This window comes from Crossiella sp. NPDC003009 (assembly GCF_053591555.1).
In genome coordinates this window covers 136,442-158,876 of sequence record NZ_JBSFUA010000003.1, presented here as the reverse complement: position 1 = coordinate 158,876, position 22,435 = coordinate 136,442, and the positions used below count along the sequence as shown (strand labels likewise).

At 70.9% G+C, this 22,435-nt stretch carries 27 protein-coding genes; 22 read left to right on the top strand and 5 right to left on the bottom strand.

Features of this window, described 5'->3' with window-relative positions; genetic code table 11:
* Window positions 1-38 precede the first annotated feature (38 nt).
* The 11 genes from ACWDY5_RS04765 (at window position 39) to ACWDY5_RS04715 (ending at window position 8,591) form a co-directional block, all read left to right on the top strand.
* Window positions 39-773 (top strand): hypothetical protein, encoded by a 735-nt coding sequence (locus ACWDY5_RS04765; protein ID WP_449720963.1) that lies wholly within the window; start codon window positions 39-41, stop codon window positions 771-773.
* A complete protein-coding gene (locus tag ACWDY5_RS04760) occupies window positions 773-1,198 on the top strand; it encodes a hypothetical protein (RefSeq protein ID WP_449720962.1) in 426 nt (141 codons plus the stop codon). Before ACWDY5_RS04765 ends, ACWDY5_RS04760 begins: the two co-directional genes overlap by 1 nt.
* Window positions 1,195-1,653, top strand: a complete 459-nt coding sequence (locus ACWDY5_RS04755) for a hypothetical protein (RefSeq protein ID WP_449720961.1) — start codon at window positions 1,195-1,197, stop codon at window positions 1,651-1,653. The genes ACWDY5_RS04760 and ACWDY5_RS04755 overlap by 4 nt, the downstream gene beginning before the upstream one ends.
* A gap of 13 nt (window positions 1,654-1,666) precedes the next feature.
* On the top strand, window positions 1,667-1,993 hold the full coding sequence (locus ACWDY5_RS04750; protein WP_449720960.1) for a hypothetical protein: 327 nt from the start codon (window positions 1,667-1,669) through the stop codon (window positions 1,991-1,993).
* Window positions 1,994-2,089: 96 nt separating this feature from the next.
* Window positions 2,090-3,298, top strand: a complete 1,209-nt coding sequence (locus ACWDY5_RS04745; protein ID WP_449720959.1) for an efflux RND transporter periplasmic adaptor subunit — start codon at window positions 2,090-2,092, stop codon at window positions 3,296-3,298.
* A 62-nt stretch (window positions 3,299-3,360) separates the two neighbouring features.
* On the top strand, window positions 3,361-4,032 hold the full coding sequence (locus ACWDY5_RS04740; protein WP_449721167.1) for an ABC transporter ATP-binding protein: 672 nt from the start codon (window positions 3,361-3,363) through the stop codon (window positions 4,030-4,032).
* Window positions 4,029-5,228, top strand: a complete 1,200-nt coding sequence (locus tag ACWDY5_RS04735; protein ID WP_283661901.1) for an ABC transporter permease — start codon at window positions 4,029-4,031, stop codon at window positions 5,226-5,228. Before ACWDY5_RS04740 ends, ACWDY5_RS04735 begins: the two co-directional genes overlap by 4 nt.
* A gap of 394 nt (window positions 5,229-5,622) precedes the next feature.
* Window positions 5,623-5,907, top strand: coding sequence for a hypothetical protein (locus ACWDY5_RS04730; RefSeq protein WP_449720958.1), 285 nt, complete (start codon window positions 5,623-5,625; stop codon window positions 5,905-5,907).
* Between the two features lie 160 nt (window positions 5,908-6,067).
* The gene (hemL, locus tag ACWDY5_RS04725; protein ID WP_449720957.1) at window positions 6,068-7,390 is read left to right on the top strand and encodes a glutamate-1-semialdehyde 2,1-aminomutase; all 1,323 of its coding nucleotides are present in this window, start codon (window positions 6,068-6,070) and stop codon (window positions 7,388-7,390) included.
* Window positions 7,387-8,016, top strand: a complete 630-nt coding sequence (locus ACWDY5_RS04720; protein WP_252483375.1) for a histidine phosphatase family protein — start codon at window positions 7,387-7,389, stop codon at window positions 8,014-8,016. The genes hemL and ACWDY5_RS04720 overlap by 4 nt, the downstream gene beginning before the upstream one ends.
* Window positions 8,013-8,591, top strand: coding sequence for a redoxin domain-containing protein (locus ACWDY5_RS04715; protein ID WP_449720956.1), 579 nt, complete (start codon window positions 8,013-8,015; stop codon window positions 8,589-8,591). Before ACWDY5_RS04720 ends, ACWDY5_RS04715 begins: the two co-directional genes overlap by 4 nt.
* Here ACWDY5_RS04715 and ACWDY5_RS04710 read toward each other — a convergent pair.
* On the bottom strand, window positions 8,588-9,607 hold the full coding sequence (locus ACWDY5_RS04710; protein WP_449720955.1) for a M64 family metallopeptidase: 1,020 nt from the start codon (window positions 9,605-9,607) through the stop codon (window positions 8,588-8,590). The genes ACWDY5_RS04715 and ACWDY5_RS04710 overlap by 4 nt on opposite strands.
* Before the next feature lie 126 nt (window positions 9,608-9,733).
* Between ACWDY5_RS04710 and ACWDY5_RS04705 the strand changes: the two genes are divergently transcribed.
* From ACWDY5_RS04705 to ACWDY5_RS04690, 4 genes are all read left to right on the top strand, one after another.
* A complete protein-coding gene (locus ACWDY5_RS04705; protein WP_449720954.1) occupies window positions 9,734-10,513 on the top strand; it encodes a cytochrome c biogenesis CcdA family protein in 780 nt (259 codons plus the stop codon).
* A gap of 74 nt (window positions 10,514-10,587) precedes the next feature.
* Window positions 10,588-12,078, top strand: a complete 1,491-nt coding sequence (resB, locus tag ACWDY5_RS04700) for a cytochrome c biogenesis protein ResB (RefSeq protein ID WP_449721166.1) — start codon at window positions 10,588-10,590, stop codon at window positions 12,076-12,078.
* Window positions 12,078-13,037 carry a c-type cytochrome biogenesis protein CcsB gene (gene ccsB, locus ACWDY5_RS04695; protein ID WP_449720953.1) on the top strand — a complete coding sequence of 320 codons (960 nt, stop codon included), beginning with the start codon at window positions 12,078-12,080 and terminating at the stop codon, window positions 13,035-13,037. Before resB ends, ccsB begins: the two co-directional genes overlap by 1 nt.
* Before the next feature lie 98 nt (window positions 13,038-13,135).
* Complete coding sequence (locus tag ACWDY5_RS04690; protein WP_449720952.1) at window positions 13,136-14,578, top strand: nucleotide-binding protein; 1,443 nt, start codon at window positions 13,136-13,138, stop codon at window positions 14,576-14,578.
* Between the two features lie 45 nt (window positions 14,579-14,623).
* Here ACWDY5_RS04690 and ACWDY5_RS04685 read toward each other — a convergent pair whose 3' ends face one another.
* The gene (locus tag ACWDY5_RS04685) at window positions 14,624-14,818 is read right to left on the bottom strand and encodes a hypothetical protein (protein WP_252483546.1); all 195 of its coding nucleotides are present in this window, start codon (window positions 14,816-14,818) and stop codon (window positions 14,624-14,626) included.
* A gap of 284 nt (window positions 14,819-15,102) precedes the next feature.
* Here ACWDY5_RS04685 and ACWDY5_RS04680 point away from each other — a divergent pair, with 284 nt between their 5' ends.
* Complete coding sequence (locus ACWDY5_RS04680; protein WP_449720951.1) at window positions 15,103-16,074, top strand: LysR family transcriptional regulator; 972 nt, start codon at window positions 15,103-15,105, stop codon at window positions 16,072-16,074.
* 69 nt (window positions 16,075-16,143) lie between these two features.
* Here ACWDY5_RS04680 and ACWDY5_RS04675 read toward each other — a convergent pair whose 3' ends face one another.
* Window positions 16,144-16,359, bottom strand: a complete 216-nt coding sequence (locus ACWDY5_RS04675; protein ID WP_252483534.1) for a BldC family transcriptional regulator — start codon at window positions 16,357-16,359, stop codon at window positions 16,144-16,146.
* A gap of 184 nt (window positions 16,360-16,543) precedes the next feature.
* On the opposite strand from ACWDY5_RS04675, the gene ACWDY5_RS04670 reads away from it, so the two are divergent.
* From ACWDY5_RS04670 to ACWDY5_RS04645, 6 genes are all read left to right on the top strand, one after another.
* Window positions 16,544-17,035: an Lrp/AsnC family transcriptional regulator gene (locus ACWDY5_RS04670; RefSeq protein WP_449720950.1), complete on the top strand. Its 492-nt coding sequence runs from the start codon at window positions 16,544-16,546 to the stop codon at window positions 17,033-17,035.
* A gap of 10 nt (window positions 17,036-17,045) precedes the next feature.
* Entirely contained in the window at window positions 17,046-17,339 is a 294-nt protein-coding gene (locus ACWDY5_RS04665) for a DUF4229 domain-containing protein (RefSeq protein WP_449720949.1), read from the top strand.
* A gap of 32 nt (window positions 17,340-17,371) precedes the next feature.
* Window positions 17,372-18,469 carry a PLP-dependent cysteine synthase family protein gene (locus tag ACWDY5_RS04660; protein WP_449720948.1) on the top strand — a complete coding sequence of 366 codons (1,098 nt, stop codon included), beginning with the start codon at window positions 17,372-17,374 and terminating at the stop codon, window positions 18,467-18,469.
* Window positions 18,470-18,538: 69 nt separating this feature from the next.
* The gene (locus tag ACWDY5_RS04655) at window positions 18,539-18,862 is read left to right on the top strand and encodes a hypothetical protein (RefSeq protein ID WP_449720947.1); all 324 of its coding nucleotides are present in this window, start codon (window positions 18,539-18,541) and stop codon (window positions 18,860-18,862) included.
* The gene (locus ACWDY5_RS04650; protein ID WP_449720946.1) at window positions 18,862-19,737 is read left to right on the top strand and encodes a WXG100 family type VII secretion target; all 876 of its coding nucleotides are present in this window, start codon (window positions 18,862-18,864) and stop codon (window positions 19,735-19,737) included. The genes ACWDY5_RS04655 and ACWDY5_RS04650 overlap by 1 nt, the downstream gene beginning before the upstream one ends.
* On the top strand, window positions 19,734-20,204 hold the full coding sequence (locus tag ACWDY5_RS04645) for a hypothetical protein (protein WP_449720945.1): 471 nt from the start codon (window positions 19,734-19,736) through the stop codon (window positions 20,202-20,204). The genes ACWDY5_RS04650 and ACWDY5_RS04645 overlap by 4 nt, the downstream gene beginning before the upstream one ends.
* A gap of 3 nt (window positions 20,205-20,207) precedes the next feature.
* On the opposite strand, the gene ACWDY5_RS04640 is transcribed toward ACWDY5_RS04645, so the two are convergent.
* Window positions 20,208-21,080 carry a 1,4-dihydroxy-2-naphthoate polyprenyltransferase gene (locus tag ACWDY5_RS04640; protein ID WP_449720944.1) on the bottom strand — a complete coding sequence of 291 codons (873 nt, stop codon included), beginning with the start codon at window positions 21,078-21,080 and terminating at the stop codon, window positions 20,208-20,210.
* Between the two features lie 68 nt (window positions 21,081-21,148).
* Entirely contained in the window at window positions 21,149-22,369 is a 1,221-nt protein-coding gene (locus tag ACWDY5_RS04635) for a hypothetical protein (RefSeq protein ID WP_449720943.1), read from the bottom strand.
* Window positions 22,370-22,435 lie beyond the last annotated feature (66 nt).

The following is a 22,435-nucleotide window of genomic DNA, read 5'->3' as shown; positions in this document are numbered from 1 at the left end:
CGTTGGACAGTGTCGGTGGTCGGCCCTAGCGTGAGCGCGTGAGCAACCCGTACGACCCCAACCAGGGTCAACCGCAGTACCCCCAGCAGGGGTACCCCTCCACCCCGCAGGGCTTCCCGCAGCAGGGGCACCCGCAGCAGCAGCAGCCCGGCTACGGCCAGCCCCAGTACGGGCAGCAGCCGCAGTACGGTCAGCCCGGCCAGTACGGCCAGCAGGGCCAGTACCTGCCCCCCGGCATGCCCGGCGGCGGTGGCGCGATCGCCCGCCCGCAGCAGGTCGAGCTGGCCTTCTGGGTCTGGGTGGCCGGCGCGGTGATCTACCTGATCGGCTCCGTGCTCGGCTACATCGGCAGCAAGGAGCAGCTGGCCGGACTGCAGGAGTTCCAGCGCTCGCAGGTCAACAACCTGCCGCCGGAGCTGCAGGAGCGGTTCGCGCAGACCATGGAGTCCGCCGGCGGCACCGCGCTCATCGCCGGCATGGTGTTCGGCATCATCATGGCCGGGCTGTTCGTGATGTTCGCGGTGTTCATGCGCAACGGCCGGAACTGGGCGCGGGTCGTGCTCACCGTGCTCGGCGGCCTCGGCATCCTCAGCGGGCTGTTCGGCCTGGCCGGCGTCGGCATCCTGGCCAGCCTGCCCGCTGACGGCCCGGTCCAGGTCCCGACGATGTCCTCGGTCGCGATGTACCTGGGCTTCCTGCCGCCGCTGCTGGCCATCGCGGGCATCGTGCTGATGTTCCAGCGCAACGCCAACTTCTACTTCAAGCAGGCCTGATGGCGGCAGTTTCGCCGCACCCGGGGTCGATCAGGATCGCGGTTGGCCTCTGGCTGGCCACCGCGACCTTCGGCGTGCTGAACACGATCTTCTACTGGACCCAGTACGGGACCGTGCGGGACGCACTGACCCAGCAGAAGGTGCCGGACCCGGAGAAGGTCGCCACCACCCTGCTGACCTTCCACAGCGTCACCATGGTGTTCTTCGGGATCATCTACGTGGGCTTCGGGCTGCTGCTGCGCCGCGGCTTCAGCTGGGCGCGGCTGGCGCTGACCATCGCCGCGGTGCTCCAGCTGGTGTTCATGCTGCGGCAGGGGCTGACCGCGGAAGGCCTGCTGATCGCGGTCCTGCTCACCGGGGCGCTGCTCACCTCCTGGTGGCGGAACAGCACCGACTGGCTCATCGCGGTGAAGACCGCGCGGTGACCCAGCCCGACGAACCGGCCCCGGTCCTGCACGGCGAACCCGGCTCCAGCTGGTGGCCGGTGCTGTGGGGACCGGGGTTCGCCGCGGTCGCGCTGCTGGTCGAGCTGATCACCGGCGGCCGGGTGAACTGGGTGCCGTGGCTGCTCATCGGCGGCGGGTTCGGGGTGGCCGCGCTGGTCTGGGTGCAGGCGCGGCGCCGGGTGTGCTCGGTCTCGCTGACCCCGTACCACCTGCGCTGCGGCCGTGAGCAGCTGCCGGTGGAGCGGATCGCCGAGGTCGGCGAGGAGGTGGGCGCGCCGGTGGGCGCCAGGGTGCTCGGCGGCGGCTGGAGCGTGCCCAAGGGCTGTGACGAGCTGCCGGTGCGGCTGACCGACGACTCGGTGGTGCTCGCCTGGGCGCGGGACGCCGAAGGCCTGCGTGACGCACTGCGACGGCGGTTGGACGCGCGGTCGTGAGAAGCTGTCCGGCGTGAGTTCCCCGCAGACCGAGAGCCCGTTGCCCGCGGCGCCCGCGCAGCCCCGGCTGCACCAGCCATGGCGGGCGCTGGTCGCACTGGCGGAACTGGTGCTCGCGGTGCTGCTGGTGCTCGGCGCGTGCTGGGCCTGGCAGCGCGGGCTGGTCCCGATCACCCTGCCCAACGCCAAGCCGGGCGGGCCGCCCTACGAGCTGACCAGGTACGCCGGGCCCTGGCTGGGTCTGGCCACGCTGCTCGCGCTGTGCGCGCTACTGGCCGTGGTCGACGCCATCCGGCAGGTCATGCTGGCCGCCCGCACCCGGGGACGCCGCCGCGCCTGAGCCAGTACTGTCGGTTGTGTAATAGCCATGTCACAGTCACCGGAAATCAGGGTATTCCCCTGATCTGGCTATGCACTGGGTGGATAGGGTGGCGAAATGTCACCACGTCCTCGACGCCGTAGGTGGATCATTGTCGGCGTCGTCGCTCTCGTCGTAGTTGCCGGTGGCGGATACCTGGGGTACCGCTGGTGGGCGCCGACCTCGGCCGCCGAACGCGGTCCGACCGGTCCGCCCACCGCCACGGTCAGCAAGGGTTCGGTCATCGACACCGTGTCGGCGGCGGCCAGCCTGCGCGCCTCCCGGTCGGCCAACGTCGACTTCGGCACCAGCGCGATCGTCAACAAGGTCTTCGTCAAGCTCGGCGACAAGGTCAGCAAGAACCAGAAGCTGGCCACCGCGGACGACCGGCAGGCCAAGGCCCAGCTGGACGCGGCCAAGGCCCAGCTGGAGTCCGCCAAGGCCGCGGTCACCGCGGCCAAGGAGGCCAAGCAGCCGGTCACCGGGCCCAACGCCCAGGTCAAGCAGGCTGAGCTCCAGGTCGAGCAGGCCCAGGACGCCGTGCGCTCCACCACCATCTACGCGCCCTTCGCCGGCACGGTCACCGCGATGAACGGCGCGGTCGGCCAGCGCTCCGGCGGTGGCGGCACCTCCGCGGGCAACACCGGCGGCTCCGGCGGTTCCGCCGGCAGCCAGGGCGGGCAGGGCGGCGGTGGTGGCCGGGGCGGCCCCAGCGGCATCCCGGACGTCCCGCAGCCGCCCAGCGGCGGTTCCTCCTCCGGCAGCGGTTTCCTCACCGTCACCGACCTGTCCGGCTACCAGATCGCGGCCACCTTCTCCGAGATCGACATCGTCAAGGTCAAGGTCGGCCAGACCGCCCAGGTCGCGGTGAACGCCTTGGGCGGCAAGAAGTTCCCGGCCAAGGTGGTGCAGGTGGACCTGATGCCGGCCAGCTCCTCCGGCGTGGTCCAGTACGGCGTGCTGCTGGAGCTGGACGAGGCCTCGGCCGAGCTCAAGCCCGGCCAGTCGGCCAACGTGGTGGTCACCACCGCCAAGGCGGACTCGGTGCTCCAGGTGCCCTCCGGCGCGGTGCGCACGGTGGACGGCAAGAGCACGGTGACCGTGATGGAGAACGGCCAGCCCAAGCAGACCCCGGTGCAGCTGGGCGTGCGCAGCGACCACATCATCGAGATCACCTCCGGCCTGCGCGAGGGCGATGTGGTGCTGCTGTCGGACTCCGGCGGCCCCGGCCGGTTCCCGGAGGGTGGCTTCCCCGGCAAGTCCGCGCCGGTCCGGGTGGGCCGGTGAGCCAGCCCGCGCCCGGGAACCACCCGGTCATCGAGCTGCGCGGGGTGCGCAAGACCTACGGCATGGGCGAGGCCACCGTGCACGCGCTGGCCGGGGTCGACCTCGTGGTGCCCACCGGCGACTACGTGGCGATCATGGGCGCCTCCGGTTCCGGCAAGTCCACCCTGCTCAACATCGTGGGCTGCCTTGACCCGGCCACCGAGGGCGAGTACTTCCTCGACGGGGTCAACGTGGCCGAGCAGAAGCCACGGCAGCTGGCCAGGGTGCGCAACCAGAAGATCGGGTTCGTGTTCCAGTCCTTCAACCTGATCCCCAGGTTCAACGCACTGTCCAATGTGGAGCTTCCGATGAGCTACGCGGGGCTGCGCAAGGCCGAACGCCGGCGCAGGGCGCTGGCCGCGCTGGACACCGTCGGCCTGGCCGACCGGGTCAAGCACCTGCCCACCGAGCTCTCCGGCGGACAGCAGCAGCGGGTGGCCATCGCCCGCGCGCTGGTCACCGAACCGGCGCTGCTGCTGGCCGACGAGCCCACCGGCAACCTGGACTCCAAGAGCACCGCGGAGGTGCTGGCCATCCTGGACCGCCTCAACGCCACCGGCCGCACGGTCGTGATGATCACGCACGAGCGGGACGTGGCCGAGCACGCGCACCGGATCCTGCACATGGTGGACGGCAAGGTCGTGCACGAGGAGCGCAAGCAGGCGAACCGGCACGCGGTGGGGGTGGCCCGATGAGGATGGGCGAGATCCTCTTCTCCGCGGTGCGCGGCCTGCTGGCCAACAAGCTCCGCTCGATCCTGACCACGCTGGGCATCCTGATCGGGGTGGCCTCGGTGATCGTGATCGTCGCGGTCGGCCAGGGCGCGTCCAACATGATCATGAACAGCATCAACAGCCTGGGCGCGCACACCCTGAGCGTCTACCAGAAGTACTCCGAGTCCGGCCCTGGTCGCGCGCTGACCCTGGAGGACGCGGAGGCGCTGGCCGCGCCGGAGCTGGCCGACCGGATCAAGGCGGTCGTGCCCGGGGTGTGGAGCCAGGGCTCGGTCAACGACGGGGTGCGCACCAAGGACAACGCGCAGGTGCTGGGCACCCACCCGGACTTCTTCCAGCTGAACAACGCCCTGCTGGCGCGGGGCACCTACTTCAGCAAGGCCGACGTCACCGAGTCCCGCAAGGTCATCGTGATGGGCGGCAAGCTGGCCGGCGAGCTGTTCAACGGGCAGGACCCGGTGAACCGGCAGGTGATCATCAGCGGCATGCAGTTCGTGGTGGTCGGCGTGCTGGAGGAGGCCGGTGAGGGCGGTCGCGGCCGCTCCACCGACGAGATGCTGGCCATGCCGCTGTCCACCCTGCAGAACACCCTGACCGGGCAGCAGCCGCTGAGCCAGTTCTCCGTGCAGGCGCACTCGGTGGAGAAGATGGACCAGGCCAGGGCCGCCATCGACCAGGTGCTGCGGGCCAAGCACCGCATCGACGCGGACAAGCCAGCCGACTTCGAGATCAGCGACCCCAGGGAGCTGACCCGCAGCAGCAGGCAGATCGACACCGTGCTGACCTACCTGATCCTGGCCATCGGCGGCATCGCGCTGCTCATCGGCGGTGTCGGCATCACCAACATCATGCTGGTCACGGTGACCGAGCGGACCCGCGAGATCGGCATCCGCAAGGCGATCGGGGCCACCAGGGGCGCGATCATGGGCCAGTTCCTGGCCGAGGCCACCATGCTGAGCATGTTCGGCGGCTTCCTCGGCGTGGTGGTCGGCCTGGTCGCCGGGCAGTTCAGCATTCGCGGCCTGCAGCTGACCGTGGTGCCCTCCTCGGTGCTGCTGGCCTTCGGCGTCTCGGCCCTGATCGGGTTGTTCTTCGGCGCGCTGCCGGCGAACCGGGCCAGCAAGCTGCACCCGATCCAGGCGCTGCGGCACGAGTGAGCGGGGGTCGCCAGGCCCCGGAGCCGGGGCCTGGCGACCGCCCCGAAACCTCACCCTCGGTGACCTAGTGTGACGGCGTGTGCCACTCGCTCGGTTCTTGGCGAGCGGCTATCAGTGCTGCTCCACGCGGGTGTGGGTGACTCAAACCTCTACTTTCGGGTTAATTCGCGGCCGGTTCTCCGGGCAATCCGGGAGTCACCGCGAATCAAAAGAATGACGGGACCGGAAAGTGTGAATTAGTATCCGGCGCGCCCGTGGCTTGACCTGCGAGTTTCCGTGGCGGTTCATTCGGATGATGGGTGACGTGGGTCGGTCGGCAACTGGAGATCCGCTAGCTTCTGCGCATCCGGCCCCTTGCCGGGTGACAAGCAACAACTCGAGAGGTTTGTCTCAAGTGATCAAGCAGACTGTTGCGTTGCTGGCCGCTGCCGGTGCGATGCTGGGTGGCACTGCCACGGCCATGGCCGACGAGGACATGCCGAAGCACGACCACACCCCGGCCTCCCAGTTCTGGAAGAACGATGACTCGGCCATCGAGCTCCTGAACAACACGAACATCCAGCTGCCGGTGTGCGTGGACGACAACGAGATCGGCCTGGTGCCGGTCGACGCGCTGAACAAGAAGTACAGCGACGGCCCGTGCGTCGAGGCCGAGATGGAAAACGCCTCGGAGAACTGAGCACAGCTGATCGCTTCCGCCTTCTCGCGGTAATTGCGAAGCAGTTTCGTGGATCTCCCAGGTGGCTGGTGTGCCCGAGCGGTTTACCGCTCGGGCACACCAGCCCCCACGACACCCCCCGCTCGGGTGTTGCGACACTGGAGCAGTGACGTCGACGCCAGTGAGCAACCGCAGTGACGAAGCCTCCGTCGCCACCTCCCGCGCCCTGTTCGAGCGGGCGGCCAAGGCCACGCCGGGTGGAGTGAACTCCCCGGTCCGGGCCTTCCAGGCGGTGGGTGGCACGCCGCGGTTCATGGTCAAGGGACAGGGCGCGTACCTCACCGACGCCGACGGCAACGAGTACGTGGACCTGGTCGCGTCCTGGGGGCCGATGATCCTCGGGCACGCGCACCCCGCCGTGGTCGAGGCGGTGCAGCGGGCCGCGAGCAGCGGGCTGTCCTTCGGCACGCCGACCGAGGGCGAGATCGAGCTGGCCGAGGAGATCATCTCCAGGGTGGCCCCGGTGGAGCAGGTGCGGCTGGTCAACTCCGGCACCGAGGCCACCATGAGCGCGATCCGGCTGGCCCGCGGGTTCACCGGACGGCGCAAGGTGGTCAAGTTCGCCGGCTGCTACCACGGGCACGTGGACGCGCTGCTCGCCCAGGCCGGGTCGGGCGTGGCCACGCTGGGGCTGCCCACCACGCCCGGCGTGACCGGCGCACAGGCCGAGGACACCCTGGTGCTGCCCTACAACGACCTGGACGCGGTGCGGGCGGCCTTCGCCGAGCACGGTGCGGACATCGCCTGCGTGATCACCGAGGCGGCCGCGGGCAACATGGGCGCGGTGGCGCCGGAGGCCGGTTTCAACGCCGCGCTCAAGGAGCTGTGCTCGGCCAACGGGGCGCTGCTGGTGATGGACGAGGTGATGACCGGGTTCCGGGTCTCCTCGGCCGGTTGGTACGGCGTGGAAGGGGTCGCGGGCGACCTCTACACCTTCGGCAAGGTGATGTCCGGCGGGCTGCCCGCGGCGGCCTTCGGCGGGCGGGCCGACGTGATGGCGCGGCTGGCCCCGGCCGGGCCGGTCTACCAGGCGGGCACGCTGTCCGGGAACCCGGTGGCGGTGGCCGCGGGCCTGGCCACGCTGCGCAACGCCACCGCCGAGGTCTACACCGCGCTGGACACCAACGCGCGCAAGCTCGGCTCGCTGCTGGCCGACGCGCTCACCGCCGAGGGCGTGGCGCACCGGGTGCAGTACGCGGGCAACCTGGTCAGCGTGTTCTTCACCGAGGACCCGGTGCGCGACTACGAGGGCGCCAAGGCGGCCCAGACCTGGCGGTTCGCCCCGTTCTTCCACGAGCTGCTGGCTCGTGGCGTGTACCCGCCGCCCAGCGCGTTCGAGGCCTGGTTCGTCTCCGCGGCGCTGGACGAGCGGGCCTTCGAGCGGATCACCGAGGCCCTGCCGCACGCCGCGGCGGCCGCGGCGGCAGCCAAGGAGAACTCGTGACGCGCACCGTGGTCCACCTGCTCCGGCACGGCGAGGTCTACAACCCCAACGGCATCCTCTACGGCCGCCTGCCCGGGTTCCGGCTCTCCGGCGCGGGTCAGCAGCAGGCGAAGCTGGTCGCCGAGCACCTCAACGAGCGGGACATCACGCACGTGGTGGCCTCGCCGCTGGAGCGCGCGCAGCAGACCGCCCGGCCGCTGGCCGACTCGCACCAGCTGGAGGTCGCGGTGGACGACCGGCTGATCGAGTCGGCGAACAAGTTCGAGGGCCTCAAGGTCTCCGTCGGCGACGGCGCGCTGCGCTCGCCCCGGCACTGGGCCAAGCTGTACAACCCGTTCCGCCCGTCCTGGGGCGAGCCCTACCTGCACATCGCGCACCGGATGCTGGGCGCGGTGCACCGGGCCAGGGTGGCCGCGGCCGGGCACGAGGCGGTCTGCGTGTCCCACCAACTGCCGATCTGGACCGTGCGCCGGTTCCTGGAGGGCCGCCGGATGTGGCACGACCCGCGCCGCCGCCAGTGCTCGCTGGCCTCGCTGACCAGCCTGGTCTTCCAGGACGAGGAGCTGGTCCGGATCGTCTACCGCGAGCCGGTCGGCCGCACCGACCCGAGGGTGACCGGGGCATGAGGCGACTGGTGCCCGCACTCCTGGCCGCGCTGATGCTGACCGGCTGCGCCACCGGCACCGACGCGGTGGCCACCGGCGGCGACTTCGAGTTCGTCGCCCCCGGCGGCCAGACCCGCATCCGGTACGAGCCGGCCAAGCGGCAGAAGCCGCCGGTGCTCAGCGGGGACAACCTGCTCGAAGAGGGCAAGACGATCAAGACCTCGGACTACGCGGGCAAGGTCGTGGTGCTCAACCTGTGGGGCAGCTGGTGCCCGCCCTGCCGGGACGAGGTGGACGACCTGGAGCGGGTCTTCGAGCAGACCAAGGACTCCGGCGTGCAGTTCCTCGGCATCGACCTGCGGGACGAGATCCGCAGCGCCGCGGCCGACTTCGTGCGCGACCACAAGCAGACCTACCCGTCCATCTACGACCCGCCCGGCCGGTCGCTGCTGGGCCTGCGCGGCTACCCGCGCAACGCGGTCCCCTCCACCATCCTGCTGGACCGCCAGCACCGGGTGGCCGCGGTGTTCCTGAGCAAGCTCACCGACGCCGAGCTGCTGCCGGTGGTCAAGGAACTGGCCGCGGAGAAGAACTAGTTCGGCTGGAGTCGCAGCTGCCGGAGCAGGGCCGCCAGGTCCACCGGTGGCTGCGACTTGGCCAGGATCGCGTCGGTCATCGCCTTGCGGCCGATCAGGTTGAACTCCCGGCCGAGCGTGCGCATGATCGAGTCCTGGCTGGGCCGGAAGATGCCGCGCTCCTGGTACCTGCCGCCCTCGAAGACGCCGATCACGCCGCCGTCCGGGGTCGGCTGGCCGATCAGCGCGTGCCACTTGACCCGCTGCTCGCGCATCTGCGCCTCAGTCAGCACGGAGGCGTTCGGCTCGGGCAGCTCGGGACCGGTGTAGGGATCGCCAGGGGAGAAGTACTCGTCGGCCAGCCCGCCCATGGAGTGGCCGAGCTCGTGGATGGCGATCTGTCCGGCCTGGGCGTTGCCGCCGGCCGCGGTGGCCACCGGGCCGCCCGCGCCGCCGTACTTGGCCGTGTTGCCCAGCGCGATCACCTGGTCGGCCTGCGGGGCCAGCGCGGCGTACTGCTTGGCCGCGGTCTCGTTCACGCACAGCAGCCGCTCGGTGCCGCTGCTGCCCTGGCACCAGAAGCCCATGTCCAGCGCGGTGTCCTTGAGCACGCCCTGCGCCGGGTCGTGGTCGACGCCGGAGTCCGTGGACACCACGTCCACCCGCCACACGTTGAGGTGTCCGGACAGCGACTTGAACGGCTCCACCTGGGCCAGCTCGGCCCACTTCTCCCGCACGTGCCGCTCGTAGGCGGGCAGGTCGGCCGCGGTGTAGCCGTCGCCGACGAAGACCAGGTCGAAGCGCTCGGTGGACGGTCCGGTCTCGTGCACGATGCCGATCTGGGCCAGGATCTCGTCGGCGGCCTTGGGCAGGTCCGGCAGCACCGGCACCTTGACCTTGCTGATCGTGCCGTCCGGGGCGAAGACCTCGCGGAGCTCGAACTTCTGTGGAGCCGCGTCGGCCACCGGCTGGGACAGCGAGAGCACAAGGGCGGTGCAGGAAAGCGCGCCGGCGAGTGCGGCGAAGGGGCGAAGCACGGCTAGACGCTAGGTGCCACGGGGCTCGCGCAGAAGACTCCGTTCGTCCCAACTGGACAGTGTGGCCGAGCCCACGACGCAACCCCGAAAAGTCAAGCGCGAACGAGTTACGTACTCTGGCTACTCGTGGACCCCGCCACCCAGCTCGCCATCTCGGGGCCGCTCATCCTCGCGGCCCTGGTGGCCGTGCTCGCCGGGACGCTGTCCTTCGCCTCTCCGTGCGTGGTGCCGCTGGTCCCCGGCTACCTCTCCTACCTGGCCGGACTGGTCGGGGCGGAGCAGCCGCCGATCAACAGCGACGAGGCCGCCGAGGCGCGTAAGGGCCGCTGGCGGGTGGCCGGGGCGGCGCTGCTGTTCGTGGCCGGGTTCACCGTGGTCTTCGCCATCGGCATGCTCGGCGTGCTCGGGGTGGCCGACGCGCTGATCGAGAACGGCCCGTTGCTGCAACGCATCGGCGGCGTCGTCACCATCTTCATGGGCCTGGTCTTCATGGGCCTGGTGCCGCTGCTCCAGCGCGATGTCCGCTCGCACCACGTGCCCAGGCTGGGCCTGGCAGGCGCGCCGGTGCTGGGCGCGTTGTTCGGGCTGGGCTGGGTGCCGTGCATGGGGCCGATGCTCACCGGCGTGGTCACCGTGGCCGCGGGCACCGGCGGCGGCAGCCTGCGCGGGATCGTGCTGATCCTGGCCTACTGCCTCGGCCTCGGCCTGCCGTTCCTGGTGCTCGCGCTGGGCGCGCGCTGGGCGGTGCGGGCCACCGGCTGGCTGCGGCGGCACACCCGCGGCGTGCAGCTCTTCGGCGGCGGGATGCTGGTGCTGGTGGGCGTGCTGCTGGTCACCGGCCTGTGGGGGCAGCTGGTGTCCTGGATCCAGATCAGCCTGGTCGCCGACTTCAGGCTGCCGCTGTGAGCGCACCGGTCCGGCAGAGCGCCCCGCGCGCCGCCCTCGCCTTCCTGCGCAACACCTGGCGCGGGCTGACCAGCATGCGCACCGCGCTGATCCTGCTGTTCCTGCTCGCGTTGGCCGCGATGCCCGGCGCGCTGCTGCCGCAGTACTCGCTGAACGCGGCCAAGGTCGCCGACTACCTCAAGCAGTACCCCACGCTTGGCCCGATCCTGGACGACCTCGGCTTCTTCGCCGTCTACGGCGCGCCCTGGTTCGCCGCGATCTACGTGCTGCTGTTCGTCTCGCTGATCGGCTGCCTGCTGCCGCGCACCGTGGAGTTCGCCAGGCAGCTGCGCCAGCAGCCGGTGCTGGTGCCGCGCAAGCTGGCCCGGATGCCGCACCACGTCTACGGCACCGTCGACGGTTCGGTGGACGAGGTGCTGGCCGGCACCAAGTCCACGCTGCGCGGCTGGCGCAAGGTCGAGCGCACCGAGGACGGCGGCGTGGCCACGGTCAGCGCCGAGCGCGGCTTCACCCGCGAGGCGGGCAACCTGGTCTTCCACTTCGCGCTGGTGGCGCTGCTGCTGGGGATGGCGGCCGGCAAGCTGTTCGGCTACGAGGGCCAGGTCATCGTGCTGGCCAACGGCTCCCAGTTCTGCAACGCGGGCATCTACGCCTACGACTCCTTCCGGCCGGGCCTGACCGTGGACGGCACCGAGCTGAACCCGTTCTGCGTGCGGGTGGACGGCTTCGAGAGCCGCTACTTCGACAACCTGCAGCCCGACCTCTACCGCGCCAAGGTCTCCTACCAGGACGCGCACGAGCTGGACGGCACCGGCTGGCGTGCCGCCGACGTGGAGGTCAACCACCCGCTGCGGCTCTCCGGCGACCGGGTCTACCTGCTCGGCACCGGCTACGCGCCGCGCTTCGTGGTCACCTTCCCCGGCGGGGAGCAGCGCACCGGCCTGATCCAGTGGAAGCCGATGGACCAGGCCACCCTGCTCTCGGAGGGTGCGACCAAGTTCGACCCGCCGGGGGTCACCGACCCGGACGAGCGCCGCCGCAAGCAGCTGGCCATCACCGGGCTGTTCGCGCCGACCGCCGGCTACCACGGCTCGGTGCTCACCTCGGTCTTCCCCGCGGCCGACGACCCCGCGGTCGCGGTGGACATCTACCGCGGCGACCTGGGCCTGGACTCCGGCCGCGGCCAGTCGATCTTCGAGGTCGACAAGTCGATGGTCGAGTCGGGGCGGCTGACCAAGGTGCTGCGCAAGAACCTCGCGCTCGGCGAGGAGGTCAGCCTGGACGACGGCACCAAGGTCCGCTTCGACGGCGTGGTGCCGTGGGTCTCGCTGCAGGTCTCCAACGACCCGGCGCAGGTGGCCGTGCTGCTGGCCGGACTGGCGGTGATGATCGGCATCGCGCTGTCGCTGATCGTGAAGCGGCGGCGGCTGTGGGTGCGGATCTCGCCCGCCGAGGACGGCCGTACCTTGGTCGAGGTCGGTGGGCTCGCGCGCACCGACCAGGCCGGGTACGGCGAGGAGTTCACCCGCGTGGCCAACCAGCTGTTCGCAGGAAAGGACAAGTGATGGCGGTCAACGAGACCCTGTCCACCTACAGCGACTGGTCCTACACCAGCGGGCTGGCCGTCTACGTGCTGGCCATGGCCGCCTACGCCGCGGAGTACGCCTTCGGCCGCAAGCCGGCGCAGGCCAAGACCAGCGCGCTGGTCGGTGCCGGCGCGCCGACGCCGGAACCGGTGCAGCCGGGCCGGATCGCCGAGCCGCCGAGGGCCACCGTGCCCGAGCGCGCCGGGCGGATCGCGGTGCTGCTGACCGGGCTGGGCGCGCTGTTCCACTTCGGCTCGCTGCTGCTGCGCGGGCTGGCCACCAGCCGCTGGCCGCTGGGCAACATGTACGAGTACGTCTCCGCGGTGGTGCTGGTCGCGGTGGTGGCCTGGCTGGTGCTGCTGCGCAAGCACAACGTGCGCAGGCTGGGCATGTTCGTGCTGCTGCCCATGGTGATCCTGCTCTTCCTGGCCTGGTCCGTGCTCTACGCCAAGGCCGCGCCGCTGGTGCCGGCGCTGCGCTCGTACTGGATCGTCATCCACGTCTCGGTGATCGTGGTGGCCAGCGGGCTGTTCCTGCTGCCGGGCGTGGCCAGCATGCTGTACCTGGTGCGCAGGGCCAACGAGGACAACCCGGCCCGGCTGGCCAGCTTCGCCAGCAAGCTGCCGGACACCGACACCCTGGACCGGATCGCCTACCGGGTGACCGTGTTCTGCTTCCCGCTGTTCACCTTCGGCATCATCGCCGGCGCGATCTGGGCCGAGTCCGCCTGGGGCCGGTACTGGGGCTGGGACCCGAAGGAGATCGTCGCCTTCGTCTCCTGGGTGATCTACGCCGCCTACCTGCACGCCAGGGCCACCGCCGGCTGGCGCGGCAAGCCCGCCGCCTGGATCAACATCTTCGGCTGGGCCAGTGTGGTGTTCAACCTGTTCTTCATCAACATGGTGGTCGCCGGACTGCACTCCTACGCCGGAGTTTGATCCGACACACCGTGACCCCGAGTCGCACGGTCCCCGCACTGGCGGCTACCGTCGCAGGCGTTGACTTGACGCTACGCCGGTGATGGAGGACTCCAACGGTGACCGGACGGTACGAGGAGCCCGAGACCCAGAACGTGCACTGGGTGCCGCCGGAAAAGCAGCAGCAGCAACCTGAACCGCTCTACGTCGACCCGAACACCTCGGGTGCGCACCAGGTGGGCGGCGGCCAGTCCGGCCCCTACCGGGTGGACCCGTCGACCTCCGGCCCGTACCAGGTCGGCGGCGGCCCCTCCGGACCCAACCAGGTCGGCGGCGGCCAGTCCGGCGCCTACTCGGTCAGCGGCGGTCCCTCCGGCCCGTACCCGGTCAGCGGTGGCCCGTCCGGTCCGTACCCGGTCAGCGGTGGCCCGTCCGGTCCGTACCCGGTCAGCGGTGGCCCCTCCGGTCCGCACCAGGTGGACCCGAACAGCTCCGGCGCCTACTACGTCGAGCAGACCGCCTCCGGCCCGCAGCCGCAGCAGCAGTACCAGCCGCAGTTCCAGCAGGCCCCGCCGCCCGGCTACCCGCAGCAGGCGCACGCCCAGCCGCGCCAGCCGCAGTCCGGCGCGCCGGACCTGTCCTCCCAGCAGCTGCTCCGGCAGACCAAGCGGCCGCCGTCCACCGGCTGGCGGCGCGCGGTCTACAAGGCCTCCGGCCACCTGCTCAACCTGGGCGAGAGCCCGGCCGACGTGCAGCGGCGGGACCTGATCGCCAGGGTCAACCAGCCGGTGCACGGCTGCTACAAGATCGCCATGCTGAGCCTCAAGGGCGGGGTCGGCAAGACCACCACCACGGCCAGCCTCGGCTCCACCTTCTCCTCGCTGCGCGGGGACCGGGTGGTCGCGGTGGACGCCAACCCCGACCGCGGCACGCTGGCGCAGAAGATCCCGCTGGAGACCACCGCCACCGTCCGGCACCTGCTGCGCGACGCGCAGCGGATCCGCCGGTACAGCGACGTGCGCGCCTACACCTCCCAGGGCCCCAGCCGCCTGGAAGTGCTGGCCAGCGAGCAGGACCCGGCCGTGTCCGAGGCCTTCAGCGAGGACGACTACCGCCGCACGGTGGCGCTGCTGGAGGTCTTCTACAACATCGTGCTCACCGACTGCGGCACCGGCCTGATGCACTCGGCGATGAAGGGCGTGCTGGAGCTCGCCGACTCGCTGGTGATCGTCTCCTCCGGCTCGGTGGACGGCGCGCGCAGCGCCTCGGCCACCCTGGACTGGCTGGACGCGCACGGCTACCGCGACCTGGTCGCCCGGTCCGTGGCAGTGATCAACTCGGTCCGGCCGGGCTCCGGCAAGGTGGACCTGGACCGGCTCAGCGAGCACTTCGCGGCCCGCTGCCGCGCGGTCTGCCGGATCCCGTTCGACCCGCACCTGGAAGAGGGCGCGGAGATCGAGCTGGAGCGCCTGGCCCCGAACACCCGGCTGGCCATGCTGGACCTCGCGGCCACCGTGGCCGACGACTTCCCGCACGCGGTCGCCCGCTCCCGGGCTCGTTAGTTTTGCCAGCCGGGGCGGCCAGTGGCCGTCCCGGCGGGTCTCAGCTCACTCGTCGGAGTCCTTGCGGTTTTGCCTGCGACGGTTCTCGTCCAGGCGGCGCAGGAAGTCCGGGTCGTCGTCCGGGGCCACTGGGCCACCGGCCGCGCGGTAGCTCTTCGGCCGTTCTGGTCCGAACGCCCGCCACATCAGCGCGCCAACGGTGACCGCCCCGATGACCGCGAGCAGGTACAGGTACAGCAACGCTGCCTCCTCTCACAGACCCACTCCCGAGGTTAACCGAAGCTGACCGGAGCGGGTCGGTGCCAAAAGGGCGGCGTGACAACGTGAAGAAGACCCCGGTGGAGCCGGCGGATCGCTCTACGTGATCCAACCGGCCCCGCCGGGGTCCTGCGGCAGGGGCGCCTCGGGTTCCAGGCCACCTTGGTTCCCGGGCTGCTCTTGTCGTTATGCCTGCCGCTGTGGGTTCAACTCTGGCAGCCAGGAATGACCTTGCACACATCCCGGCTGGCCATAGCATGCGGGTTATGGAACTGGAGGTACGCCACCTCCGGGTGCTGCTCGCGGTAGCCGACGCGGGCAGCGTCTCGAAGGCCGCCAGCACCCTTGGACTGTCCCAGCCCAGCCTGTCCGCCCAGCTACGGCGGATCGAGACGAGCATGGGCGCGCCGCTGTTCGACCGCTCGGCCGAGGGTGTGCAGCCCACCTCGGTCGGCCGGTTCGTGCTGGCCAAGGCGCGCACCGTGCTGGCCGAGCTGGACGAGCTGCGGTCCTGGGCCGGGCAGGCCGGTGGCGCGGGCGGGGCGACCAAGATCCAGGTGGGCAGCGTGCCCGGTCCGATCGCCTCCCGGCTCGCGCTGTCTTTGCAACGCCTTTACCCGGGCGAGATCGAGGTGCACAGCCTGGCCGAGCAGTCCTCCTTCGCCATGCTCGGCCTGCTCGGCGGGCGGCGGATGGACGTGGCGGTGGTGGAGGAGTTCAGCGGGCACGAGCTGCCCTCGGTGGCCGGCGTGCGGCGGGCCCCGCTGGTGCCGGTGGAACCGGTGTTCGTGGCGGTCGCCGAGACCCACCCGCTGGCCGCGAAGGCGGTGATCGACCTGGCCGAGCTGGCCGAGGAACCCTGGATCGTGGACCCGCTGATGGACTCCGGCGAGACCGCGCACCTGCGCCGCCGCTGCCAGGAGGCCGGGTTCGAGCCGCTGATCAGGCACCACGCCACCGAGACCAGCGCGGCCCGCGGCGCGGTCTCCAGCGGCCTGGCGGTGAGCCTGGCGCAGGCCACCGCGCGGGAGGGGCTCGGCCTGGTGATCCGGCCGCTGCGCGGGGACCCGCTGGTGCGGCGGCTGGACGTGGCCTGGAACGAGGCCGGGCCGGTGGGCGAGGAGCTGGCGCTGGAGGCCGCGGCCGATGCCTACCTGGGCCTGGTGGGCTCGAACCCGAGCTATGCCGCGTGGTGGGCGGCGCATCCCGAGGTGCACCCGAAAGGTAAAGAGAGGTAAAAGCCGAGCGGCGAGAACGGGCCGTTTCCGGCCGTTCTCGCCGAGGTGATCTCGATCACTCTTTCCTGGTCAGGCGAGCGCGGGACCAGGGGTGGTGAGTTCGGCCAGCAGTGCGTTGACCTCGGACTCCCGGAACCGCCGGTGCCCGCCTGGCGTGCGGATCGACCCGATGCGGCCCGCGGTGGCCCACCGGGTCACCGTCTTCGGGTCGACCCGGAACAGGCCGGCGACCTCACCTGGCGTGAGCAGCCGCTCCGCTCCCGCGGGACGGGGCGCTGGACGCATGGTGGTCACTTTTCCCTCCTCACCACGGACCCGAGGTCCTCGGGTCCGTACTCGGTGAAATGGTGGCATTTCACCCGTCAGGTACTCGAACGTTTGTCCGTAGGTAATGGGCAGGTAAGGGACGAATCGGTCACTCGAACGGCCCATCATGGGAGCATCTGGGCACGCTCTAGGGTCTGCTGCCATGGATCTCGTGGATCGGCAGATCATCGCGGCGCTTCGGGCCAACGGGCGGGCGACCTACGCCGACCTGGGCCGGCAGGTGGGGCTGTCGGCCTCCGCGGTGCACGAGCGGGTGGGCAAGCTGGAGAACTCCGGCGTGATCACCGGCTACCACGCCATGGTGGACCCGATGGCGGTCGGCCTCGGGGTGACCGCGCTGGTCGGCATCCACCCCTCGGACACCGGCGACGAGGACAAGATCGCCGCCAGCCTGGCCGCGCTGCAAGAGGTCGAGTCCTGCTACGCGGTGGCGGGCGACGAGGCGTTCGTGGTGAAGATCAGGGTGGCCACCGTGGACGACCTGGAGCGCTCACTGGTCCGGCTGCGCCGCATCGACGGGGTGGCCCGCACCCGCACCACGGTGGTGCTCAGCACCCGGTTCGAGGGCAGGCCGAACACCCCGGGCTCCATCGCCGACCCGGCTCCCGGCGACACCCCGGGCGCCGGCGCGTAGCCTCACACCCGTGGAGGCCACCGACACCTCGAACACCGGCACGCCGGACAACAACCTCAACCGCGACCTGGCGCTGTACACCGCGGGCCGGCTGGGCATGGTCGTGCTCTTCGCCGCCGTCCTGGCCGCGGTGGGCGTCCCGCTGCTGGTCGCACTGGCGGTCGGCTTCGTGGTCGCGCTGCCGCTGTCCTTCGTGCTGTTCAGCGGCCTGCGTCAGCGGGTGGCCCGCGGCCTGGCCGAGCGCGGCGAGCAGCGCCGGACCGAGCGCGCCCGGCTGCGCGCGCAGCTGCGCGGCGAGAGCTGAGCCACACCAGGCCCATGGCTAGAGTGCGGCCCATGGCCGTGCTCGATCGCTGTTGTGACAAGACCCGGGGCTGGGTCAACGAGGCTGTCCGGATCATCGAGGCGGATGCCAACCGCAGCGCGGACACCCATCTGCTGTCCTACCCGCTGCCGCCGGAGTGGGGGATCGACCTCTACCTCAAGGACGAGTCCACCCACCCGACCGGCTCGCTGAAGCACCGGCTGGCCCGCTCGCTGTTCCTCTACGCCATCTGCAACGGCTGGATCGTCGGCGGCACCCCGGTGATCGAGGCCTCCTCCGGCTCCACCGCGGTCTCCGAGGCCTACTTCGCCCGGCTGCTCGGCCTGCCGTTCATCGCGGTCATGCCCCGTTCGACCTCGCCGGAGAAGATCGCGCTGATCGAGCGGGAGGGCGGGCGCTGCCACTTCGTGGACTCGCCAGGCGCGATCTACGACGAGTCCCGGCGGCTGGCCGCCGAGCTCGGCGGGCACTTCATGGACCAGTTCACCCACGCCGAGCGGGCCACCGACTGGCGCGGCAACAACAACATCGCCGAGTCGATCTTCGAGCAGATGCGGCTGGAGCGGCACCCGGAACCGGAGTGGGTGGTGGTCGGCGCGGGCACCGGCGGCACCGGGGCGACCATCGGCCGGTACGTGCGGTACCGGCAGCTGCGCACCAGGCTGGCCGTGGTGGACCCGGAGTTCTCCGTGTTCTACGACGCCTGGCGGGACGCCGACCCGGAGCTGACCGGCACCAGGGGCTCCCGGATCGAGGGCATCGGGCGGCCCAGGGTCGAGCCTTCCTTCGTCGGCCAGGTGATCGACCGGATGATCAAGGTGCCGGACGCGGCCTCGGTCGCGGTGATCCGGCACGCCGAGGAGGTGCTCGGCCGCCGGGTCGGCGGGTCCACCGGCACCAACCTGTGGGGCGCGTTCCAGCTGGTCGCGGAGCTGCGGGCGCAGGGGCGGCAGGGCAGCGTGGTGACCCTGCTGTGCGACGGCGGCGAGCGCTACGACAACACCTACTACGACGACGAGTGGGTGGGCGCGCAGCAGCTGGACCTGACCGGGCCGACCGCGACCGTGACCGAGTTCCACCGATCCGGACAGTGGCCCGGCGCACAGTGATCGGGAACCCCCGATAGCCTCGCGCCGTCCAACCGCGGTCAGTGACGGCGCGCATCGGGGGTCCACCACATGGTCCAGCGGCACAACACCGAGGAGCTGAAGGCCTACGCGGCCTACCTCGGCACCGTGGCCGGTCAGTTCGACCAGGTCAAGAAGTACCTGCACGAGCACGGCTGCGACAAGAGCGGCTTCACCGGCCTGCTCACCATCCTGCAGCCGGGGGTGGACCTGGTGCGCGGCGCCTACGACCTGGCGCTGGACTTCGGGCAGGACCGGATGCACGGCTCGGCCGAGCGGATGGCCCAGATCGCCGCGGACTATGAGAAGACCGACCAGAAGGTCGCGCAGACCTTCGCCCGGATCAACGACCAGGTCGGGCAGGTGCGCGTCTGATGGCCACCGGATACGCGGACAAGACCGACCTCGGCGGCCTGCTCAAGGCGCCCGAGGACAGCTCCGGCGCCAAGATCGAGGAGCTGATCAAGGAGCAGGGCTGGCAGGTGCAGGCCGTGGACTGGGCCTTCACCAAGGTCACCGGCGAGAGCATCGTGCAGAAGGTGATCATGCCGATCACCGGTGACTACACCCGCATCCAGATGAACGGCGACGCCTGGCGCAGCGGCGCCGAGGCGATGAACGCCATGTCCGCCAACCTCAACGCCGGTGTCGACCAGGTCCGCGAGACCTGGGAGGGCGCGGCCGCGGTGGCGCACGAGGTCTTCGTCAAGGCGGTGTGGAAGGCTGGGCTGCTGGCCGAGGCCCAGGTCGCCAAGCTGATCGCCAAGGGCTTCGACAAGGTCGCCGAGGGCGCGAAGAAGCTGTGCCAGAAGGCACTGGACCTGATCAAGTTCCTGGTCAACAAGCTGGTCGACGCGATCAAGAAGGCCTGGGTCCCCGCCTACGGCTGGATCAAGGCCGCCGAGCTGATCTGGGACGCCTACCAGATCTACCGCAAGATCATGGAGATCGTAGAAGCGGTGAAGCGGATCATCGAGACCGCCAAGCAGCTGCACGACACCGTCTCCCAGGTGCCGTCCCAGCTGTCCAAGATCAAGGACGTGCGCAGCGTCGGCGACGCGATCGAGGTGGGCAAGGAGCTCAAGCAGTCCGCCACCGACATCAAGGACGGGGCCACCAGCATCCGCGACGACGCCAGGGGCATCGGTGACTCGGCCAAGGAGGCCCGCGCGGCCGGCCGGGAAACCGGCAAGGACGCCAAGGCCCTCAACGACCACCTGCGCGAACCGGCTGGAGCGAGCCCGCGATGACCACTCCCGAACAGGACTGGCGCACCCCGGAGGTCCGGCGCGCCGAGGCCGAGCTGGACGCCTCCATGGACGCCATGGAGGAGGTGCTCCGCTCAGCCCAGGAGCTCCAGGACAGCCTGCGCCCCGCCGAAGAGCCGGTGGCCTCCGAGGAGGACGTCCGCGCCATCGAGCGCGAGGCGGCCAAGCCCGACGCGCCGGCGGAACTCCGTGCGCTGCAACGGAAAGTGGAGTCCGGGGACCTCAGCTGGCGGGACGTGCTGGAGGGCAGGGCGTACGCGGACCCGGACGTGCGCGCGGCGCTGGAGCCGAACCTGAGCCGGATGGGCACGACCTACCAGCTGTTCCAGGAGGGACACACGCTGGACGAGGTGGTCGAGGCGCACCGGCAGTCCCAGCGGCGCCGCGACGACGATGACGACGACGGCGGCGGCGGCGAGAACATCGTGCTGCGCCACGACTCCTGGTGACGACTAGCTGAGCGCGAGCCCGATCCCGGTGCCGAGGGACCACACCAGCATCGCCAGTGCGGTGTCCTTCAGCACCGGGATCAGCTTGAGTCCGGTGTCCCCGCGCAGCACCCGCCGCAGCGAGAAGAACACCAGCGGCGCGGCCAGGAACCCGAGCAGCGCCCACGGTTCCCGGAAGCCGATCAGCGTGGTCAGCAGGAACGGCACCACGACCAGCGCGGTGTACAGCCCTCGGGTGTCCCGGTCGCCGAGCAGCACCGCCAGCGTGCGCTTGCCGGCCTCCCGGTCCGAGGGGATGTCGCGCAGGTTGTTCGACACCAGCACCGAGGCGGAGAACAGGCCCGCGCCGACCGCGCCGCCGATGCCCGCGCCGGTGAGCTCGCTGGACTGGATGTACAGCGTGCCGAGCACCGCGACCGGGCCGAAGAAGAGGAAGACCGCGATCTCGCCGAGGGCCGCGTAGCCGTACGGCTTCTTGCCGCCGGTGTAGAACCAGGCGGCGGCGATGCACACCGCGCCCAGCGGGATGAACCACCAGTGGCCGGAGGTCAGCGCGATCACCGCGCCCGCCACCGCGGACAGCGCGAAGCAGGCGAGGGCGGCGCGCAGCACCGTCTTCGGGGGTGCGGTGCCGGAGCCGACCAGGCGGAGCGGGCCGACCCGGTTGTCGTCGGTGCCGCGGATGCCGTCGGAGTAGTCGTTGGCGAAGTTCACCCCGATGACCAGGCTGAGCGCGACCACCAGGCACAGCACGGCCTGCAGGGCGTTGAAGCCCTCCACCGCGGCGGCGGCGCCCGAGCCGACCACCACCGGCGCCACCGCGTTCGGCAGGGTCCGCAGACGAGCACCTTCAACCCACTGGGCGACTGTCGGCATGCCGTCATCCTGCAACACGGCTGGTGGGAACGCGTGCCCGCCCCCGCGCGGGCGGGCACGCGCCACGGTCAGCAGCGGCCGACCGTGCCCACCCCGGCGATGTAGGCCTTCGAGACGAACTTCCCGGCGCTGATCCGGAACCAGACGTTGCTGGTGCCCTGGGTGCCGGTCACGTTCTCCCCGGTCACCTGGCACTCCACCTTGACCCTGGCGAAGTTCGCGGCCAGGCCGACCTGGGCGTTGGCCGAGCTGGCCCCGGTGCGCACGTTGAGCGTGTCGCCCGCGGTGCGCACGGTGCCGAAGGTGCCACCGCCGGTCCACAGGTACTCCACGGTCACCCAGGAGTTGTCGGTCAGCTTCAGGCCGTCCCAGAACGTGCCGTCGGCCAGGTCGATCCCGGCCGGGTTGGCCACCTTGCGGCCGAAGCCGTCCTTGCCGCCGTTGTAGCCGTCCTGGTAGGCGGCCTGGGCCTGCGGCTTGCCCTGCGGCAGGTTCTTCCACATCTCCCTGGTGGCCGAGGGGTTCCAGTAGTCGTCCTTGATGTTCCAGGGACCGACGTCCCACACCGGGGCCCACTCGCAGCGACCGTTGGCCGCGCACACCTTCACGCTGTAGGTGCCGGTGCCCTTGCTGGCCAGGCCGCGCCGGGACGGCAGCGCGACGAAGTGGTCCCTGGCCACGATCACGTGACCGTTCGCGGTGGTGCCGCCGACCAGGCCCTCCCTGGTGGCGAACACCCGGTAGCTCAGGCCCTGCACGCCCTGCGCCGACGGAACGCTGGGCGCGAGGTCGGCGGTGAGGGTGAGCGCGGTGAGCTTGGGCGTCTGGCCCTTGGGTGCGGTGAGTGCCACCCGGATCTGGATTACCTTGGACGGCGCGGAGATCACCGCTGGCTCTCCGGGCTTTGCCTCGGCCCATTCGGTCCACTCGTCCTCGCCGAGCTGACCGCGGACGTCGATGGCCAGTTCGGTGTCAGCCGGGACCTCGCTGCGGACGGCGGCCGCGACGCGGTTGACCGGCTGGTCGAGCTGGTGCGGGGTGAGCTGGAGGAAGCCGGTGGCCAGGCCGGTGCGCGCGCTGGCGTGCTCGGCGGCGGTGGTGCCGAGGGTGACCGCGCCGCCGGTGGTGCTGACGTTGCTGTCGTCCTCGTCGACCACCGTGAGGTCAGGGGTCCAGGTAGGCGGGCCGGTGGGAGCGGCGATGGCTGGTGCGGCTAGCAGGGCGAGCAGGGCAATCGTTGGCATGGCGAGGCCCAGTAATCGCGTCCGGGCCTTGTTCGGGACGCGCATGACTGCTCCGTTCCCCGGAGCACGCGGAGCGGATCAACCGCAGCAGGGGCCGCATGTCCGGATCGC

Coding starts and splice junctions, on each gene's coding strand:
- ACWDY5_RS04715 (WP_449720956.1), top strand. CDS start 8,013: ATGAGGCGACTGGTGCCCGCACTCCTGGCCGCGCTGATGCTGACCGGC.
- ACWDY5_RS04650 (WP_449720946.1), top strand. CDS start 18,862: ATGGCCACCGGATACGCGGACAAGACCGACCTCGGCGGCCTGCTCAAG.
- ACWDY5_RS04675 (WP_252483534.1), bottom strand. CDS start 16,359: ATGCGTCCAGCGCCCCGTCCCGCGGGAGCGGAGCGGCTGCTCACGCCA.
- ACWDY5_RS04670 (WP_449720950.1), top strand. CDS start 16,544: ATGGATCTCGTGGATCGGCAGATCATCGCGGCGCTTCGGGCCAACGGG.
- ACWDY5_RS04635 (WP_449720943.1), bottom strand. CDS start 22,369: ATGCGCGTCCCGAACAAGGCCCGGACGCGATTACTGGGCCTCGCCATG.
- ccsB (WP_449720953.1), top strand. CDS start 12,078: ATGGCGGTCAACGAGACCCTGTCCACCTACAGCGACTGGTCCTACACC.
- ACWDY5_RS04680 (WP_449720951.1), top strand. CDS start 15,103: ATGGAACTGGAGGTACGCCACCTCCGGGTGCTGCTCGCGGTAGCCGAC.
- ACWDY5_RS04745 (WP_449720959.1), top strand. CDS start 2,090: ATGTCACCACGTCCTCGACGCCGTAGGTGGATCATTGTCGGCGTCGTC.
- ACWDY5_RS04735 (WP_283661901.1), top strand. CDS start 4,029: ATGAGGATGGGCGAGATCCTCTTCTCCGCGGTGCGCGGCCTGCTGGCC.
- ACWDY5_RS04655 (WP_449720947.1), top strand. CDS start 18,539: ATGGTCCAGCGGCACAACACCGAGGAGCTGAAGGCCTACGCGGCCTAC.
- ACWDY5_RS04645 (WP_449720945.1), top strand. CDS start 19,734: ATGACCACTCCCGAACAGGACTGGCGCACCCCGGAGGTCCGGCGCGCC.
- ACWDY5_RS04740 (WP_449721167.1), top strand. CDS start 3,361: ATGGGCGAGGCCACCGTGCACGCGCTGGCCGGGGTCGACCTCGTGGTG.
- ACWDY5_RS04660 (WP_449720948.1), top strand. CDS start 17,372: ATGGCCGTGCTCGATCGCTGTTGTGACAAGACCCGGGGCTGGGTCAAC.
- ACWDY5_RS04760 (WP_449720962.1), top strand. CDS start 773: ATGGCGGCAGTTTCGCCGCACCCGGGGTCGATCAGGATCGCGGTTGGC.
- ACWDY5_RS04640 (WP_449720944.1), bottom strand. CDS start 21,080: ATGCCGACAGTCGCCCAGTGGGTTGAAGGTGCTCGTCTGCGGACCCTG.
- resB (WP_449721166.1), top strand. CDS start 10,588: ATGCGCACCGCGCTGATCCTGCTGTTCCTGCTCGCGTTGGCCGCGATG.